The organism is Arthrobacter sp. NPDC058097, from assembly GCF_042884885.1.
In the GTDB taxonomy this organism is placed as follows: Bacteria; Actinomycetota; Actinomycetes; order Actinomycetales; family Micrococcaceae; genus Arthrobacter.
The window spans coordinates 355,885-370,971 of record NZ_JBHVSZ010000001.1; the positions used below are offsets into that span (position 1 = coordinate 355,885).

The 15,087-nt window shown below is 67.1% G+C and carries 15 protein-coding genes; 4 read left to right on the forward strand and 11 right to left on the reverse strand.

What is annotated here, in order from left to right:
• Nucleotides 1–161 precede the first annotated feature (161 nt).
• The gene (locus ACFVTE_RS01705) at nt 162–1,247 is read left to right on the forward strand and encodes an FUSC family protein (protein ID WP_387097117.1); all 1,086 of its coding nucleotides are present in this window, start codon (nt 162–164) and stop codon (nt 1,245–1,247) included.
• Here ACFVTE_RS01705 and ACFVTE_RS01710 read toward each other — a convergent pair.
• Genes ACFVTE_RS01710 through ACFVTE_RS01730 form a run of 5 tightly spaced genes read right to left on the reverse strand, consistent with a single transcriptional unit; the run spans nt 1,186 to nt 7,474 of the window.
• A complete protein-coding gene (locus ACFVTE_RS01710) occupies nt 1,186–1,989 on the reverse strand; it encodes an SDR family NAD(P)-dependent oxidoreductase (RefSeq protein ID WP_387095970.1) in 804 nt (267 codons plus the stop codon). The two genes, ACFVTE_RS01705 and ACFVTE_RS01710, sit on opposite strands and share 62 nt — an antisense overlap.
• Nucleotides 1,990–2,044: 55 nt before the next feature.
• Entirely contained in the window at nt 2,045–3,898 is a 1,854-nt protein-coding gene (locus tag ACFVTE_RS01715; protein WP_387095972.1) for an IucA/IucC family protein, read from the reverse strand.
• A complete protein-coding gene (locus ACFVTE_RS01720; protein ID WP_387095975.1) occupies nt 3,895–4,455 on the reverse strand; it encodes a GNAT family N-acetyltransferase in 561 nt (186 codons plus the stop codon). The genes ACFVTE_RS01715 and ACFVTE_RS01720 overlap by 4 nt, the downstream gene beginning before the upstream one ends.
• A complete protein-coding gene (locus ACFVTE_RS01725) occupies nt 4,452–5,807 on the reverse strand; it encodes a lysine N(6)-hydroxylase/L-ornithine N(5)-oxygenase family protein (protein ID WP_387095977.1) in 1,356 nt (451 codons plus the stop codon). Before ACFVTE_RS01725 ends, ACFVTE_RS01720 begins: the two co-directional genes overlap by 4 nt.
• On the reverse strand, nt 5,804–7,474 hold the full coding sequence (locus tag ACFVTE_RS01730) for a pyridoxal phosphate-dependent decarboxylase family protein (RefSeq protein WP_387095980.1): 1,671 nt from the start codon (nt 7,472–7,474) through the stop codon (nt 5,804–5,806). The genes ACFVTE_RS01725 and ACFVTE_RS01730 overlap by 4 nt, the downstream gene beginning before the upstream one ends.
• Before the next feature lie 300 nt (nt 7,475–7,774).
• Here ACFVTE_RS01730 and ACFVTE_RS01735 point away from each other — a divergent pair, with 300 nt between their 5' ends.
• The gene (locus tag ACFVTE_RS01735) at nt 7,775–8,128 is read left to right on the forward strand and encodes a hypothetical protein (protein WP_387095983.1); all 354 of its coding nucleotides are present in this window, start codon (nt 7,775–7,777) and stop codon (nt 8,126–8,128) included.
• A 52-nt stretch (nt 8,129–8,180) separates the two neighbouring features.
• Here ACFVTE_RS01735 and ACFVTE_RS01740 read toward each other — a convergent pair whose 3' ends face one another.
• From ACFVTE_RS01740 to ACFVTE_RS01765, 6 genes are all read right to left on the reverse strand, one after another.
• Nucleotides 8,181–8,486 (reverse strand): hypothetical protein, encoded by a 306-nt coding sequence (locus ACFVTE_RS01740; RefSeq protein WP_387095986.1) that lies wholly within the window; start codon nt 8,484–8,486, stop codon nt 8,181–8,183.
• A gap of 239 nt (nt 8,487–8,725) precedes the next feature.
• Nucleotides 8,726–9,079: a GNAT family N-acetyltransferase gene (locus ACFVTE_RS01745; RefSeq protein ID WP_387095988.1), complete on the reverse strand. Its 354-nt coding sequence runs from the start codon at nt 9,077–9,079 to the stop codon at nt 8,726–8,728.
• Nucleotides 9,076–10,389 (reverse strand): acyltransferase, encoded by a 1,314-nt coding sequence (locus ACFVTE_RS01750; protein ID WP_387095991.1) that lies wholly within the window; start codon nt 10,387–10,389, stop codon nt 9,076–9,078. Before ACFVTE_RS01750 ends, ACFVTE_RS01745 begins: the two co-directional genes overlap by 4 nt.
• 162 nt (nt 10,390–10,551) lie before the next feature.
• Nucleotides 10,552–11,421, reverse strand: coding sequence for a class II fructose-bisphosphate aldolase (locus tag ACFVTE_RS01755; protein WP_387095994.1), 870 nt, complete (start codon nt 11,419–11,421; stop codon nt 10,552–10,554).
• Nucleotides 11,421–12,329: an NAD(P)-dependent oxidoreductase gene (locus ACFVTE_RS01760; RefSeq protein WP_387095997.1), complete on the reverse strand. Its 909-nt coding sequence runs from the start codon at nt 12,327–12,329 to the stop codon at nt 11,421–11,423. Before ACFVTE_RS01760 ends, ACFVTE_RS01755 begins: the two co-directional genes overlap by 1 nt.
• Nucleotides 12,330–12,374: 45 nt before the next feature.
• Nucleotides 12,375–13,850 carry a four-carbon acid sugar kinase family protein gene (locus ACFVTE_RS01765; protein ID WP_387096000.1) on the reverse strand — a complete coding sequence of 492 codons (1,476 nt, stop codon included), beginning with the start codon at nt 13,848–13,850 and terminating at the stop codon, nt 12,375–12,377.
• A 157-nt stretch (nt 13,851–14,007) separates the two neighbouring features.
• Between ACFVTE_RS01765 and ACFVTE_RS01770 the strand changes: the two genes are divergently transcribed.
• Both ACFVTE_RS01770 and ACFVTE_RS01775 read left to right on the forward strand, forming a co-directional pair.
• Nucleotides 14,008–14,709 (forward strand): FadR/GntR family transcriptional regulator, encoded by a 702-nt coding sequence (locus ACFVTE_RS01770; protein ID WP_387096003.1) that lies wholly within the window; start codon nt 14,008–14,010, stop codon nt 14,707–14,709.
• Nucleotides 14,710–14,784: 75 nt separating this feature from the next.
• On the forward strand, nt 14,785–14,997 hold the full coding sequence (locus tag ACFVTE_RS01775; RefSeq protein ID WP_387096006.1) for a dodecin: 213 nt from the start codon (nt 14,785–14,787) through the stop codon (nt 14,995–14,997).
• Nucleotides 14,998–15,087 lie beyond the last annotated feature (90 nt).

A 15,087-nucleotide genomic window follows, 5' to 3' on the forward strand; every position in this document is an offset into this window, starting at 1 on the left:
CCACCGGGGAATAACGGGCGGGCCTTCGCGCTGCCTGAGGGCCCCCGGCTGCACCCCTGCCGAGGCAAACCCGGCCCTGTTGCCTTCCTCACTTTGTGACGCAGCCCGCGGTGTGATCTTTGCGGCGGTGCTACCTTCGTAGGGTGAAAGGGGTTGTGCCGCTGCAGTCTGTAATGCACCACCTGAGGCAGCTGCACAGTCTGGGCCCTGCCAACAACGACCACCTCTCCGCGTGGCGCGTTGCCATCAGTGTGGCCGCCCCCTCCCTTGTCCTGCTTCTCCTCGGCCGGCCGGAGCTCACCATCTACGCCGTGTTCGGTGCGCTCACCGGCATGTACGGCCGCTCCGAGCCCCACCAGCTCCGGCTCAAACACCAGCTCCAGGCTGCGCTCGTCCTGCTTTCCGGCGTGACCGTGGGCGTGGTCCTGTCCGTCAACGGCATCCACTCCTGGTGGCTCGTTGGCATCGAAGCCCTGCTGGCCGGTGTGGGCTCCGTTTATTCGGACAAGGTGCATCTCCGGCCCAACGGCCCGTTCTTCGGAATCCTCGCCCTGGGAGCCTGCGCCTCCGTTCCCGCCGCCGTGCCCTGGTTTGTGGCGCTGCTCATCGCCGCCGGGTCCGCGGCGTTCTCGCTGCTCGTGGGATTCGGCGGCTGGGTCCGCGGCCGGGCCTGGCACCGCGGCGCGGCCCGGCCCTCCGCCCGGTTGCGGGGAGCCCTGCGCCGACGGACGGCCCTTCACGCTTCCCGTTACGTGCTGGCGGTCGGCGCCGCAGGAACCATCGGCGTCCTTACCGGAAGTGGCCACCCGCACTGGGCGATGGCGGCCGCGGCGGTTCCGCTCGCCGGCGCCGACCTGCCCAGCAGCGTCCACCGGGGCATCCACAGGATCATGGGAACGTTCCTCGGATTGGTGGTTGTCGCCGTCGTACTTCTGCCCGGGCCATGGGCTCCGCTGCACTTTTTCCCGGGAGCGGAAGCCGCGGTGCTGGCGCTGCTGGTGATCGTCTTCCAATTCGGCACCGAGCTGTTCATGACCCGGCATTACGGGCTGGCAATGGTCTGGTTCACTCCGGTGATCCTGCTCATGACCCAGCTGGCGTCGCCGGCCGATCCGCAGGTGCTCATCGTCGAACGCGCCGTCGAGACCGTAGTGGGGGCCGGCACCGGAATCCTCGTGGTGGTGCTTAGCCGCTCGCGCCGGAACCGACGCCCGGCTCCTGCGGCCGGCGCGGCGGGCCGGCCGTAAACCTGTCCGGCACCACGCGGACCACAGCTGCCAGCACCTTGTAGCGCTTGGTGGGAATGGAAACAGCCTTCCCGCGCTCGTTGTCCGCCAGCGCTTCCCGGACCACCCGGCCAGGCCGCAGCCACGTCCAGCCCGGGGCCACGGACTTGTCCATCCCCATCCGGTCGTGGAACTCGGTGTGGACAAACCCGGGGCAGACGGCGGTCACCTTCACGCCGCGGGGCGAGTAGGCGAGGTTGGCCCAGCGGCTGAAGCTGAGCAGCCAGGCCTTCGCCGCCGAGTAGGAGCCGCGGGGAAGGAACGCCGCCACGCTGGCCACGTTGATGATCCGGCCGGAGCCGCGCGCCAGCATCCCCTGGAGGGCGGCGTGGCAGAGCTCCATGGCCGTCTCCACGTGCAGCTTCAGGTGCTTCTTCTCGTCCTCGATCGGGTTCTCGTCGAAGTTGTGCAGCAGCCCGATGCCGGCGTTGTTCACCAGCACGTCCACCGGCCGTGAGGGGTCGGAAAGGCGGCCGACGACGGCGGCCACGCCGCCGTCGTCGGTCAGGTCCGCGGTCAGCACCTCAGCCGTGGTTCCGTACCGCCGCTGCAGCTCGTCCGCGGTGGCCTGCAGCCGTGCCGTGTCGCGCGCCACGAGCACGAGGTTGTTCCCCTTTTCGGCAAGCTGGCGGGCGAATTCGGCGCCCAGTCCCGCGGTGGCGCCGGTGACGAGGGCTGTGGGTCTGTCGGTGTTGGGCGTCATGGCAACAGCCTAAGCCCGCGGCACACTGAAAACAGCCGTACCGGCGGCCCGGAGCTCAGGCGAATCTGGCCAGCGGATTCGCAAGCCTTCCCGCCTTCTGCAGTCCGCCCGACGGGTCGGCCAGGTCCAGCATCTGCTGGTTGTTGCGCAGCTGCAGCCGGTTCAGGCAGGACAGCTCGAAGTCCGCGGCGAACAGATCGTGGCGCTGGAACTGGTCCGCCAGTTCCGGATGCTCGGCCTGGTAGCCGCGGACAGCTTCCGCCGCCGTGCGCCAGAACTCCTCGCCGCTGAGCAAACCGTCTTCCTCCAGGAGGGCGGCGAGGAAGCGGAAGATGCAGTCGAACACGTCCGTGAAGATGGACAGGACCTTGTCGCCGTCGGGAACATCCACCTTAATCCGGGCCACCGCTTCGGGCAGGTCGAGCCTGTCCCCCATCACCACGATCTCCTCGGCGATGTCCTTCATGACGGCGCGGACCGGCACACCATTCTCGAGGACCAGGATCACGTTCTCGCCGTGGGGCATGAACGCAAGCTCGTAGCAGTACAGGCAGTGCACCAGCGGGACGAGGTACGCCTCGAAGTACCGCCGCAGCCAGGCGGCCGGCTCCAGCCCGGACTGCCCGATCAGCGCGGACACCATGGTTTTTCCGTCGGCGTCGACGTGCAGGAGCGACGCCATGGTGGCCAGCTGCTGGCCGTCCTTGAGCAGCGGCAGCGGGCTCTCCCGCCACAGGGCCGAAAGCATCTTGCGGTACGGCGAGCCCTTCGCAGCTGCAGCCTCGTAATAGCTGTTGTGGTAGCCGATCGCCGCCACTTCGCGGATCATGGCAAGCCCGCGGCCCTGCAGTGCGTCGTCCCGGTCAATCAGGTCCTGGAGCCAGTCGTTGATCGCCGGCGTCGCCTTCATGTACTGCGGCGACAGCCCGCGCATGAAGCCCATGTTGAGGACAGACATGGCCGTCTTTACGTACGCTTTCTCCGGTGCGCTGGTGTTGAAGAACGTGCGGATGGACTGCTGGGCCTGGTAGCTGTCGGCCCCGATTCCGAGGTGGACGATGTGCCGCTGCGCGATGTCGGCCGCGAACGTGACCGTCAGTTTGTTCTCCCACTGCCACGGATGCACCGGCATCAGGAAGTACTGGTCAGGGTCCAGGCCAAGGGCACCGAGCTCGGCGTCGAAGAAGGCCAGGGCGCCGGCCCCGAGTTCGGCTTCCAGGTGGGCGGCGTACGCCAGCCCCTCGCTGGACGTGAAGACTGCCTTGCTGCGGTGCACCGCGATCCATTCCAGCTGCACCGGGGCACCTGCTTCCGGGGCAAAGGCGCGGTAGTCACCGATGCCGAACCCCAGGCGGCCGTTGTTGGCCACGAAGCACGGGTGCCCCTCGGTCATGCTGCGTTCAATCGCCTGGAAGTCCGTGCCTGCGTCCGCTCCCCGGGTCACGCCGGCTGCCAGTTCGGCTGCCGACGGCTGGCCCATCCACTGCTTGAATGCGTGGCTGGAGAGCGTGCTGCTGATCTCCTCGAGGTAGACCGGGAGCATTTCCTGGCGGATGCCCAGCGTGGCGGAGAATTCGGTGATGAAGGTCAGCGCATCCAGCGGGGCGTCCTGCCCGTCGCGGCTGCAGGCAATGGAGGCCGCATCGACGGACCAGTGGTCCAGCTGCAGGATCCGGGCCGAGAACCGGTATTCAGCGGTGCCGTCATCGCTCCGGACCCGGTACCCGCCGTCGCTGTTCCTGTCATTGTCGATGCCGCCCACCGGTTCCGGGACGAGGATCCGCTCGTGCGAGAACTCGGCGAGCGCCTTGCGGACCAGGTGCCGGTTGGCGGCGGCCCAGCGGTCCGGCGTGAGGTGGGGGGCCGCATTCCCAGCGGTTAGGACGGAATCAAATTCAAGGGTGGTCACAGTGATGCTTCCTCGTGGATCGGGGTTGAACGGGCGGCGCGGGCGGCGCGGAACGACTCGCGGGTGCAGAAGCTCAGGAGGGCCTGCTTGTCCGGCAGGGTCACCTCGCCGGCGGGCTCAAAGCCCAGCCGCGCATTGAGCACGTGGATCTTGGCATTGCGGGCGTCGGGTTCCACCACGACGCGCTCCACGCCGGGCTTTTGGAAGAGCCGGTCCAGGACCGACTCCATGACATCAGCGGTGAAGCCGTTGCGCGGTGTCCCCTGCGGCGGGGCCACCAGCAGGTGCATGCCGATATCGCCGGACTGGACCGCGTAGACGCTGTTGAGCGGCGATGACGCCGGGAGGTACTCCTCCATCAGGAAGGCCGGAACGCCGTCGGTGATCCCCAGCAGCGCGTGGTGGTGCCCGCTGGACTGGATCTTGGAATACTCCGCCACGACGTCCTCGACTGTCGCATTCAGCATCCCCCAGAACGAGGCGTAAGGGCGGGTGACCCAGCTGTGCAGGAGCGGCGCGTCCGCCTCGGGATCGAGGCAGCGGAACGTGAAGCTCATACGGGCACCTCCGTCATCGCAGCTACTCCAGCCGGCACTGCCGCGGGCGCCCCGAACTCCTGGAAGGCGATACTGCGCTCCACCGGATAGACCTCGCGGCCCAGGATCTCCCGGAGGATGCACGAGTTCCGGTAGGCGGCCATGCCGAGGTCCGGTGTGACGAAGCCGTGGGTGTGGAGTTCGGCGTTCTGCACAAAGATTTCTCCGGGCTCGACGCCGGTGCTGTAGTTGCGCTGTACCGCAAACCTTCCGGTGCCGTCCCTGGCAATGCGCCCCTCCACACCGGCAAGGAACGCCGGCTCGCGGTAGGCGTATCCGGTGGCCAGGACAACGGCTTCGGTCTCCAGCGAATAGTCCGTGCCCTGCTCCCCGTGGGACAGCTCCAGGGTGTGGGTCCCGGCGGCGGCATTCCATGCGGCCCCGGTCACCGTGGAATGCGTGAGCAGCCGGGTGTCCACCATGCCGGAGAGGCTCTTGGTGTACAGGAGGTCGTAGATGGCGTCGATGAGCTCGGAGTTGATGCCCTTGTAGAGGTTCTTCTGGTTTTTGATGAGCGAGTCGCGACGTTCCTGCGGTAGCCCGTGGAAATAGTCAACGTACTCCGGCGAGGTCATCTCCAGGGTGAGCTTGGTGTATTCCAGCGGGAAGAACCTGCCCGAACGCGTGACCCAGTTGAGCTGGTATCCATGCACGTCGATGTCCTGGAGCAGCTCGTAGTAGATCTCCGCCGCGCTCTGTCCGCTGCCGACGATCGTGATGCTCCGCCGCTGCTGGAGTTCGCTTTTCCGCGCCAGGTACTCGGCGTTGTGGAGGACCGTTCCTCCGGCCCGCACAATCCCCCGGCATGCCTCCGGTACATACGGCGAGGTTCCGGTGCCGAGCACCAGCCGGCGCGCACGAAGCACCTCAGGCCCCGCCGGGCCGTCCACCGAAACCGTGTACACGCCGTCGTACGTCACGTTGGTGACGGCCGTGCCGAACCGGACCGACGGCAGCTGGCCGGCCACCCACTGGCAGTACTGGTTGTACTCGGCCCGCAGCGGGTAGAAGTTCTCGCGGATGTAGAAGCGGTAGAGCCGCCCGGTCTGCTTGAGGAAGTTCAGGAACGAGTAGGGGGACGTCGGATCCGCCAAGGTCACGAGATCGGCCATGAACGGCACCTGCAGGTGGGCAGGCTCCAGCATCATGCCGGGGTGCCAGTCGAAGGATTCGCGGCGCTCGAGGAACACCCCGTCCAGGCCTTCGACCGGTTCGCTCAGCGCGGCGAGGCCAAGGTTGAAAGGCCCGACGCCGATGCCGGCGAAGTCGTAAACACGGCCATCATTTGAGGTACTCGATGCGGGGGTGCTCATGCGTGTGCCTCCGCCTTTGCCTCGGAGCCGGCACCCGGAAGATCGGCATCCAGCAGCCGTTCGCCCGAGCTCCGAAGCAGGGCGATGATTTCGCCAATGTCCTCGAGCGTCGCCTCGGCGTTGAGGAGCGTGAACTTCAGGTAGTGCCGTCCGGCCACCTTGGTGCCGGCCACCACGGCCTGGCCCGAGGCGAACACGGCCGAGCGGATGGCCGGATTCAGCTCATCGGCCGCGTCCTCGGACAGCCGGGTCCCGTCAGCCAGGAGCGGCCGGTACCGGAAGACCAGCGTGCTCAGCCGGGGCTCGGCCGCGAGTTCGAAATCGCCGTCCGCCGCGAGGAGCGAGCCCACACGGGCAGCCAGGTCGATTGCCTCGTCAAGCAGCGCGCCCACGGCATCGGCGCCCATGATCCGGAGGGTCAGCCACAGCTTGAGGGCATCGAAGCGGCGTGTGGTCTGGATGCTCTTGTCCACCTGGTTGGGGATCTCGGCACGCGCCGCGGTTTCCGGGTTCAGATAGTCGGCGTAGTAGGTGACGTGGCGGAGCATCGCGCCATTGCGCACCAGCAGCGCGCTGGAACTGACGGGCTGGAAGAAGGTCTTGTGGAAGTCGACCGTGACGGAGTCCGCCAGCCGGATGCCGTCCAGGAGGTGGCGGTGCCGGTTAGAGACCATGAGCCCGCCGCCATACGCCGCATCAACGTGGAACCATGCACCGTAGGCTCCGGCCAGGGCGGCCAGTTCGGCCAGCGGATCGACGGCGCCAAAGTCGGTGGTCCCGGCCGTACCCACCACAGCCATGGGGATCAGGCCCTCATTGTGGGCCGTGGCAAGGGCGCTGGCCAAGGCGGCCGGATCCATCCGGTGGTCGGCCGCCCAGGCTACGGATACGACGGCATCGAACCCCAGCCCCAGCATGGAGGCCGACTTCTGGATGCTGAAGTGGCTGTCTGCCGAGGTGAAGATCCGCAGCTTTTCGAGCAGCAGCGGGAGGCGCAGCCCCTCGTTCGCCGGGTCCCGCCGCAGCCGGGCCACCGCATGGTTCCGGGCGACCAGCAGTGCCTGCAGGTTGGACTGGCTGCCGCCGGAGGTGAACACCCCGTCGGCTTTGTCGCCCAGGCCGAGGCGCTCTGCCGTCCAGTCGATGAGGCGGCGCTCGATCATGGTGGCGCCTGCGCTCTGGTCCCATGTGTCCATCGACGAGTTCACGGCCGAGAGCACCGCCTCCCCCACGAGGGCGGGAATGACCACCGGGCAGTTCAGGTGGGCGGCGTACTTGGCATCGTGGAAATAAACGGCGTCGCGCAGGTAGGTGTGCTGCAGTTCCTCCAGTGCGGCCGCGGTGTCCGGCAGCGGCCGCTCCAGGTCCACTGACTCGACGCGGCGCTTCATCTCAGCCGGTCCGATCCCGGTGAAAGGCTGCGAGGTCCGCTCGAGTTTGGTGGCCACGGCGTTGACACCCTGCAGCACCTGGGCCACGTAGCGCGGCGCGTTCCGGGCGTTGAAGAGCTGGTTGCTGGCGGCGAGGGCGAGTTCCACGCCGGACCCGAAGTCCAGCCCGGAGGGGCCCAGGGCGATGGGGGCTTTCGCGGATGACTCTGGGGCACCCAGTCCAGTTCCGGCATCGAGGTCCACGAGTGGTTCGTCCACGTCGGGCAGCAGCGTCATAGGTCATCCTTCTTGTCGGCGTGATGCGCCCACCAGCAGCGGGCGCCAAGCAAGGCAAGCCTTACTTAGGTCAGCCTTTTAGTCAAACTTTTGTGATGTATTTGCCGAATCCCCGGAAATTCGGGGTGTTGGGACGTTAATCGGGAGTCATTGACTTTCGAGGGGTGACGGGATTCCACATAATGTCCGCCCGGGACAGCGCAGAACTGGCGGAGTAGAGTTCTGGCACGAGGGGTCGACCACAGCAGGAAGCAGGGGGACATGTCCGGCAGCGAGCATGATCCGATACATTTTCGGGAAGTGGATGCGCAGGGAAATCCCGCCGAATATGGGCCCGCGGCAGGGCAGCCCGGACTGGGACAGCGGCAACCAGGCACACCCGACTTCGGGCAGCGCAGACCGGCCGTGAACCCGCTCATCGTTGCGCTGTGGGTGCTTGAGGCGATTCTGCTGGTGTCCCCATTCGGCGTCTTCACGATTGCGCAGGAGTCCCTGAACTCCGGCACCGAACCGCAGGTCATGCCCGTGAGCTACATGTGGATCACGTTCGCGCCGCAGATCCTGTTCGCCGGGCTCGTCGGACTTCTCGGCCTGCTTTTCTGGCACGCAGCGCAATGGCAACGGAACCGCGCAAAGCAGCTCCCGCCGTCGTAATCCCCACCAAACGCGAACGGACAGTTAAGACCCCCGCCCAGGGCAGCCGCGGCTACCCGGCGGGAACCCCGCTTGCCACGGGATCGTCCGGGGCAATCCCGGCCGCGCTGGATGGTGCCGACGACCGGACACGGCGCAGCCGGAGTTCCTCGGTGACTTGGACATACCAGAAGCGGGCACCAAAAGCAGGACTGGGCGTGTCCAGATGCCGGTACAGGCCGTCCGCCAGCCGGGCCAGCTCCGCATCCGGCACGGCCGCGAGGGTTGCAGCCGGGTCAACGGCATCGTCCAGGCGCCCGTGCAGGAGGGCGCGCAGTTCGTCATCGCCCATCGCACCGGCCGCGACCTCGCCAGTCATGACCGCCCCAACCCCGCCGGGACCTCACAGGTGGGCTGACGGAAGTCCGGAGTGATGTGCCGGGGATACGCAACCCGCACCGGCACGCGCAGTTCTTGATTCAACGAGATCCCCAAAAAGAGAGTCCAAGGGCCAACTGCATAGCCCTGCCCGATCGTACGGAATTGTCCCCGCGGTCACAAGTACCGCGGGCTCACAAGTACCGCGGGGTTACGGCACGGAGCCCGCGTGGGCGCCTGTCAGGTGCCGAGGAGTTTGGGCGCGGCCGCCTCAGGCCAGTCGATGCACTGCGTGTACACCTCGTGTTTGCGCAGGTAGCGGGCGGTAAACGGGCAATGCGGAATGATCCGTTTGCCCGACGCCACCACATCGTCGAGGGCGAAGTGGATAAGAACCTTGGCCAGGCCGTGGCCCTGGAACTGCTCGGCCGTCTCTGTGTGGATGAAATCCACGTGCCCAGGCTTGTCTTGGAACCTGACTTCCACCGCCAGCTTCCCGCCGACGTGCAATTCGTAGCGGTGGAGCGCATCGTTCCGGAAGGTGGTGACGTCCGGGGTGAATTGGTCCTCGGTGGCTGCCGTGTTCTCCGTCATGGTTCGACATTGGCACTTAAAGGCTGTGCTGGCAATGGCCGGGTGCCGGGGGCGGGAACGCGCCCCAGCAGCAGCACGGCCATGGCAAAGCAGGCGGCGCCGCCGCCCAGCAGTCCCAGCGTCAGGCCGTTGACGGCGGCCTCCGCAACCGGGACAAAAACGACGACGACGGCGGTCACCACGGCGGCCGGCGCCCGGCCGCGTGAGTGCATGGCCGGCGTCGGCCGTTCCTCAAGCCGCCCGAACAAAAGAACGGCGGGCACCAGGAGGAGGACCACACCGAGGAAAACGAGCGGACGCGACCACCACCATTCGGCAGTGCCCGAAACCGGTTTGGGAAAGTCCGTCAGCAGGAGCAGCCCGGTCATGGCCGCCAGCAGCGGCAGGTGCCAGAGGTAGACCGTCATGGCGTGGCGCCCGGCAACGGCCACCACCGCACTTATCCAGCGCACGGCGGCGACCGCGAACAGCTGCGGCCGGGCGAGCTGGAGTACCGCCGCCTGCGAGACGCCCAGCAGGACGAGGCTGAGGTTCGGCGGATTCAGGTTCACCAGCATGTTGTCCCGGTACAGGCCCAGCATCACGAGGACAAGCATCAGCAGGTTACTGGCGGCGACCAGCCCCACCAGCCGCGACCTGCTCCACCGGTCAAGCCAGCCGTCCGCCACAAAAAACCCAAGCTGCTGGACTGTGCACCAGACGAACACCATGTTGATGTAAGCGAGCGTCGGGAAAGCACCGCGGAAGCAGTCCACCGTCACGACGAGCGCCACCAGCCCCAGGAACGTCAACCACGGGGCACGCCGGTGGAGCCCCACCAGCAACGGAATGTTCAACTGGGCCGCCAGATAGGCAGCCAGGAACCACAACGGCATCCCGGCCCCGCTGGCCAGCAGCTGCACCACCTGCGGATCCACACCGGCCAGCAGCGCACCCCACAGGCCGACGAACATTACCGCCAGCAGGGCCGCTGCCGGGCGGACGAGGCGCAGCAGCCGGAACTGGACGAACTCAAAGCCGGTGCCGCCGCGTGCCTGCATGCGTCGCCAGGACTGCGCCCCGGTGATGCCCCCTGCCACGAAGAACAGCGGCATCACCATGAAGACCCAGATGACCGGCTCGAACCAGTCCTGCTCGGCCAGGGTGTTTTCGGTGGTGACGGTGCCGTCGGGGTGCAGTACCGGGCTGGTCATCATGCAGTGGCCCACCACCACAATGGCGAGGCAAATGAAGCGCGCGAGATCGATGGCCAGGTCGCGGGCGGTGACGGCAGTGTCCGCCCCCGCCGCCGGCTCCGTGGAATTCTTCATGGCGCCCCCACCACTGGAACTCGCTTACGTCTTTGTGCTTTCCATTGTGCGCCAAGTTGCCCCGCATGGAGCGGCAACCATGTGGAGGGGTCTGGAGTTTTTGTCCACGTATTGGCCTCAAAAGGCCCGCGAAGTCGCGATACGTGGACAAAAACCCCTTCGTCAGCGGCTGAGGATCGCCAGCGTGCTCGCGCCGAAGTCCTTCGCGGCGCCGTCCCACCGGACCAGGAGCCCCTGCAGGTTCTCGCCGTCGGCCCGGTGCGCGGGAAGCTGCTCCTCGAGCGTAGCCAGGACGCCGGTGCGGAGCTCGGTGTTGAAGTTGACCTTGCCCACGTTCATGGCAGGCGCCTTGGCCAATTCATCCGCCGGAATGCCGGACGCGCCGTGGAGCACCAGCGGGATGTGGGTCCGCACGGCGATATCCTGCAGGACATCCCAGCGCAGCCGCGGCTCGCCCTTGTACTTTCCGTGGACGTTGCCTACGGCCACCGCGAGCAGCTGCGCGCCCGTCCGGGCCACAAAGTCCTCCACCTGGGCGGAGTCGGTGAGCCCGGCAACCTCGTTGCCGGCGTCGTCCCCTTCGGCGCCGAAGGCCTTGTCCTCGTCGCCTGCCAGTCCGCCGAGTTCGGCCTCCAGGACCACCCCCGCATGCCCCTGGGCCTCCAGCGCGGAGCGCACTGCACGCACCAGGGCGATGTTCTCTTCGTACGGCAGCGCCGAGCCGTCTGCCAGGACGGAGTCCGCACCGGCAGCGGCGGCGGCGGTGATGACCCCAAGATCGGAGGCGTGGTCCAGCTGCACGGCAACCGGCACGGACGCCGCGTCGGCCAGGCCCCGGAGCGCGGAGATGAGCCGCAGTCCGTTGCCCGTGGCGGCGGCCTTGGGCGCCACCAGCAGGATGACTCCGCGCTTGGCTTCCTCCGCGGCGCTCACCACCGCCAGGGCAGTAGTGAAGTCGTAGCAGGTGAACGCCGGCACGGCCGAGCCCCGCTGGAGGGCGGTCAGCACCAGGTCATCGAGTCGTGCCCGCATCAGCCTTCCCCGGCGGTGCGCTTGGTGGGGGCAACCACCTTGATGACGGCGGAGTCGTCGGCGGCGGCCAGCCCATGGGCCTGGCCCAGCAGGTACAGCTGCTCGGCGGCGGCGGCAACGGGGGTCGCCAGGCCGGCGCTGCGCGTGGCCTTGCCCACGATGCCCATGTCCTTGACGAAGATGTCCAGTCGGCTGAGCACCTCGGCGCCTTCCTCGGTGTAGGCCTCCAGGATCCGCGGTCCGCGGTTGGACAGCATGAAGGAGCCCGCGGCGCCGGCCTCGAGGGCGGCCAGGGTCTTCGCCTGGTCCAGGCCCAGGGCATCGGCCAGCGCCATTGCCTCGGCGGCTGCCGCAATGTGGATGCCGCAGAGCAGCTGGTTGACGGTCTTCAGCGCCTGCCCGTCCCCGGGCTTGTCGCCGACGACGGTCAGTGTGGAGGCGAGCAGCTCCAGGACCGGACGAGCAGATTCCAGGGCAGCGGGTTCGGCGCCGACGACGATCAGCAGATCGCCTTCGCCGGCACGCTTCGGCCCGCCGGACAGCGGTGCGTCCACGAGGCCGACGCCGAACTCGGCCAGGCGGGCGACGGTGGACGGAATGGCTTCGGTGCCCACGGTGCTGGTCAGGATGACGACCGCACCCGGCTTCAGGACCGAGGCCACGCCGTTCCCGCCGAACAGGACGTCGTCGAGCTGTTCGCTGTTGCGCACGGCGAGCAGCAGGGCGTCAGTGTCCTGGGCGGCGTCCCGGGCGGAAGCGAACGTCTTCACGCCGGCTTCTTCGGCGAGGCGGAGCCGCGGTTCGGCGATGTCGAACCCGTGAACTGTCAGCTGGCTGGCGAGGCGGGTGGCCATGGGCAGCCCCATGGCACCCAGGCCGAGGACGGTGACGGTGTAATTCGAGGTCATGGTGTTCTCCAGTGAAAGCTTGCGAAGTTAGAGCGTGCGTGGGGATTAAAATGTGTTGCTGAGCTTGCTGGTCACCTGGGCGAGCGACTCGTCGTCACCCACGTTGCCGGCGAAAACGATGTACGGGATCCCCTTGGCAGGTCCGTCGACCGGCTCCCACAGGCTCACGATGCCGGGCAGCATGGGCCCGCGGACGATTGCGTGCCGGATCTCCAGTCCGTGCGCGGCGACGTCCGAGGACGTGATGCCGCCCTTGGCGATGACGAACCGCGGCGGGAAGGTCTTCAGCGTCCGGTTCACGACGGCGACGACGGCGGCGGACACGGTGCGTGCGATCCGCAGGCTTTCGGCCGGGTCATCGGTCTTGATGAGCAGGCGGCTCGTGTGGACGATGACGTCGCCGCCGCGCAGCGCCGCCACGACGGCGTCGACGGTCTGGTCGAGGTAGGCCGGTGCCTCCTCGCCCAGCAGCTTTTCGACGTCGATCTCCACAATGCGCGCGCTGCTGTGCCGGTCTGTCAGCACCTTGAGCTGCCGGGTGGTCACGCCCACGTGGGAGCCGACGACGATCAGGCCCCCGGCTTCGGACGGGGTGTTGCCCGCGTAGGCTTCCTCGCCGCTGAGCTCGGGGCGAATGTCCTGGCCGATCCGGGCGCGCATGAACGGCGGGCCAACCCGGTACAGCAGCTTCTTGCCGCGGCGTTCGGCTTCCTCCAGGCCCAGGGCCAGGGCGCGCATGTCGTTTTCGGTGACGATGTCCACCACGATGGGCGTGGACTGCGTGGCCGGCTCGATGGCGTCAGCGATGGCCTTGGCCGAGACTCCGGCCTCCCCGGTGGCAGAGCCGGCGCGGATGATGTTCAGGTCCAGCACGATCACGGAGTCCGCGGCGAACCGCCCCTGGGACTTCTCTTCCACGTACTTGGCCATCTCGGAATTGGCGAAGCCGAAGGTGGCGTCCCTGGCGAACTCCGTCTCGGCAACGGGGGTCAGCTGCCCGGTCCCCGGTCCGCGTGTGTAGTGGATCCCGCCAATGGTGATGCGGCCGGCGTCGGGAAACGCGGGAACCATCACGACGCCGTCCGTGGCCTCTCCGCTTTCGGCTGCCACGGTGGCAGCAATGACGTCCGGCTCCAGCGGGAAGTGCCCGCGGAGGGTCGAGTCGCTGCGGCTCACAAAGCCGAGCCGGACCTCACCCTCGCCGTCGCGGGCAGCCGCCAGGGCGTTGCGCACTACCTCTTCGTTGCGGGCGGCTGCTTCTTCGGGATCCAGGCTGCGGGTGTTCGTCAACACGTAGACGGCAGGCTTACCCTGATGGAGAGCCCACTGGAAGTCCTCGACTTCCCAGCGGGTGAGCACAGGGAGATCCGCAACCGACTGCGTGCCGGTGGGGTCGTCGTCGAGCACCACGAGAACGCGCGGGGACATGGCGGCCGTGGCGGCAACGGCGTCTGCGACCTGCCGGGCAGGGATGTGGAGCTCGGCGGGAAAGGCGGCCAGGACGTCGGATTCGAGGGGCACTGTGCACTCCGTTGTGTCGAAACTGTCTTGCGGATATTTGTAAGATGTCAGACATCTGTTCTTTGGTGCTAGTGTGGCATAACGCACAGCACGTGCGCAAGTACACTTTTGGCAGACATCCCCGGCTGTAACAGGCCGCACACGCTGAACGGAAGAAATGGCACGCAAATCACTGGTGGGCGTCGTCGCCGACGAACTCCTTGACCGCATTATCTCCGGCGAGTTTCCGCCGGGCAGCAGCGTGCCGGGAGAACTGGAACTCAGCGCACGGCACGACGTCAGCCGCATGACGGTCCGTGAGGCAATGAAGACCCTTGAGGCGCAGCGCATCCTGAGCGTGGAACGTGGCCGCGGCACGTTCGTGAATCCGCTCAATCGCTGGTCATCGCTCGAGGCGGTGCTGCGGGCCGCATCCGAGGGGCAGAACGGTCCTGCCGCCGCGGTCCAGCTGATTGAGCTGCGCCGGATGCTGGAAACGGGAGCCTGCGAGCTGGCTGCCCAGCGCATCACGGACGCCGAGCTCGAGGGCCTTCGGGACTGTGTGGCGGACATGCAGAAGGCGCATCAGGGCAACGACGTGGCGAGCTTTGTTGCCGCCGACCTGGCTTTCCACGACCAGATTCTGCACGCGTCCGAGAACGTATTCGTGGCAGTCCTCTTCGAACCGCTGCACCGCGTCCTGGAAAAGGGCCGGACCGAAACCTCGAGGGTGCCTGACATCCAGGAGCATGCAATCGGCCACCACCAGAACATTTACGAGGCCCTGTTTGCCCGCGATCCGCAGCAGGCACGCAATGCAATGGATGCGCACATGCAACAGACCCTGGACGACCTCAGAAGCTACGTGCTGGAAGCCTAGTTCCCGGGCGCCCCGTCCGATACTCTGCAGGAACGGCCCGCAGCCGGGTATCGATGGCGATCATGAGGAGCGAAGATGTCTAATAACACCTACAGCATTTCTGAAATTGTCGGAACCTCGACCGAAGGCGTCGACGCGGCCGTCCGCAACGGCATTTCCGACGCCGCAAAAACCCTGCGCAACCTGGACTGGTTCGAAGTCAAGGAGATCCGCGGCCACCTCGAGGACGGCAAGGTTGCGGACTGGCAGGTCACCCTCAAGCTCGGATTCCGCCTGGAGCGGGACTAGATTTTACCGTTCGCCGCGGCGGAACTGACCGCACGGCAGCGGATTAAGTAAGGCGGCGTCGGCGGTTCTCCAGCCGGCGCCGCCTTTCGT

Coding starts and splice junctions, on each gene's coding strand:
- ACFVTE_RS01710 (WP_387095970.1), bottom strand. CDS start 1,989: ATGACGCCCAACACCGACAGACCCACAGCCCTCGTCACCGGCGCCACC.
- ACFVTE_RS01720 (WP_387095975.1), bottom strand. CDS start 4,455: ATGAGCTTCACGTTCCGCTGCCTCGATCCCGAGGCGGACGCGCCGCTC.
- ACFVTE_RS01725 (WP_387095977.1), bottom strand. CDS start 5,807: ATGAGCACCCCCGCATCGAGTACCTCAAATGATGGCCGTGTTTACGAC.
- ACFVTE_RS01730 (WP_387095980.1), bottom strand. CDS start 7,474: ATGACGCTGCTGCCCGACGTGGACGAACCACTCGTGGACCTCGATGCC.
- ACFVTE_RS01740 (WP_387095986.1), bottom strand. CDS start 8,486: ATGACTGGCGAGGTCGCGGCCGGTGCGATGGGCGATGACGAACTGCGC.
- ACFVTE_RS01745 (WP_387095988.1), bottom strand. CDS start 9,079: ATGACGGAGAACACGGCAGCCACCGAGGACCAATTCACCCCGGACGTC.
- ACFVTE_RS01750 (WP_387095991.1), bottom strand. CDS start 10,389: ATGAAGAATTCCACGGAGCCGGCGGCGGGGGCGGACACTGCCGTCACC.
- ACFVTE_RS01755 (WP_387095994.1), bottom strand. CDS start 11,421: ATGCGGGCACGACTCGATGACCTGGTGCTGACCGCCCTCCAGCGGGGC.
- ACFVTE_RS01760 (WP_387095997.1), bottom strand. CDS start 12,329: ATGACCTCGAATTACACCGTCACCGTCCTCGGCCTGGGTGCCATGGGG.
- ACFVTE_RS01770 (WP_387096003.1), top strand. CDS start 14,008: ATGGCACGCAAATCACTGGTGGGCGTCGTCGCCGACGAACTCCTTGAC.
- ACFVTE_RS01775 (WP_387096006.1), top strand. CDS start 14,785: ATGTCTAATAACACCTACAGCATTTCTGAAATTGTCGGAACCTCGACC.